The following is a 1,367-nucleotide window of genomic DNA, read 5'->3' as shown; positions in this document are numbered from 1 at the left end:
AATCAGCGTCCGATTGTGGACGAGGGTCAGCGGGTGGAGCGTGGTCAGGTGCTGGCTGATGGGCCGTGCACCGAGAACGGTGAGATGGCCCTGGGTAAGAACCTGTTGGTGGCGATCATGCCGTGGGAGGGTCACAACTACGAGGACGCGATCATCCTGTCGCAGCGGTTGGTGGAGGAGGACGTGCTGACCTCGATCCATATCGAGGAGCACGAGATCGATGCTCGGGACACCAAGCTGGGGGCCGAGGAGATCACGCGGGATATCCCGAACGTTTCCGATGAGGTGCTGGCCGATCTGGACGAGCGGGGCATCGTGCGGATCGGTGCGGAGGTGCGCGATGGGGACATCCTGGTCGGTAAGGTCACGCCGAAGGGTGAGACCGAGCTGACTCCGGAGGAGCGGTTGCTGCGGGCGATCTTCGGTGAGAAGGCCCGCGAGGTGCGTGACACCTCGTTGAAGGTGCCCCACGGTGAGTCGGGCAAGGTGATCGGTATCCGGGTGTTCTCCCGGGAGGACGACGACGACCTGCCGCCGGGTGTGAACGAGCTGGTGCGGGTGTATGTGGCGCAGAAACGCAAGATCCAGGACGGTGACAAGCTCGCAGGCCGCCACGGTAACAAGGGTGTGATCGGCAAGATCCTCCCGACCGAGGACATGCCGTTCATGCCCGATGGCACCCCGGTGGACATCATTTTGAACACTCATGGTGTGCCGCGTCGTATGAACATCGGTCAGATCCTGGAAACCCATTTGGGGTGGATCGGTAAGGCCGGGTGGCGGGTCGATGTCGCTGCCGATGGTTCCCGCCCGCAGTGGGCGGCGGCGCTGCCGGAGGAGATGCTGGGCGCGCCGGCGGATTCGAATATCGCCACTCCGGTGTTCGACGGTGCGCGGGAGGAGGAGCTGACCGGTTTGCTGGCCTCGACGCTGCCCAACCGTGACGGGGAGCGGATGGTCGATGACGACGGTAAGGCGGTGCTGTTCGACGGGCGTTCCGGTGAGCCGTTCCCGTATCCGGTCGCGGTCGGTTACATGTACATCCTCAAGCTGCATCACCTGGTCGATGACAAGATCCACGCCCGTTCGACCGGCCCGTACTCGATGATCACTCAGCAGCCGCTGGGTGGTAAGGCACAGTTCGGTGGTCAGCGCTTCGGTGAGATGGAGTGCTGGGCCATGCAGGCCTACGGCGCGGCGTACACGCTGCAGGAACTGCTGACCATCAAGTCCGACGACGTGGTCGGTCGGGTGAAGGTCTACGAAGCGATCGTCAAGGGCGAGAACATCCCGGAGCCGGGCATCCCGGAATCGTTCAAAGTCCTGCTCAAAGAACTCCAATCGCTGTGCCTCAACGTCGAAGTGCT

General features: G+C 63.2%; 1 protein-coding gene. It reads left to right on the top strand.

The window, feature by feature from the left end:
- Window positions 1–1,367: DNA-directed RNA polymerase subunit beta (locus ON19_RS27190; protein WP_043698900.1), on the top strand; the 1,367-nt coding region annotated here is incomplete at both ends.

The organism is Nocardia abscessus NBRC 100374, assembly GCF_000308455.1.
In the GTDB taxonomy this organism is placed as follows: domain Bacteria; phylum Actinomycetota; class Actinomycetes; order Mycobacteriales; family Mycobacteriaceae; genus Nocardia; species Nocardia abscessus.
The sequence above is the reverse complement of the archived record's forward strand: the minus strand, read 5'-3'. Positions and strand labels throughout refer to the sequence as shown.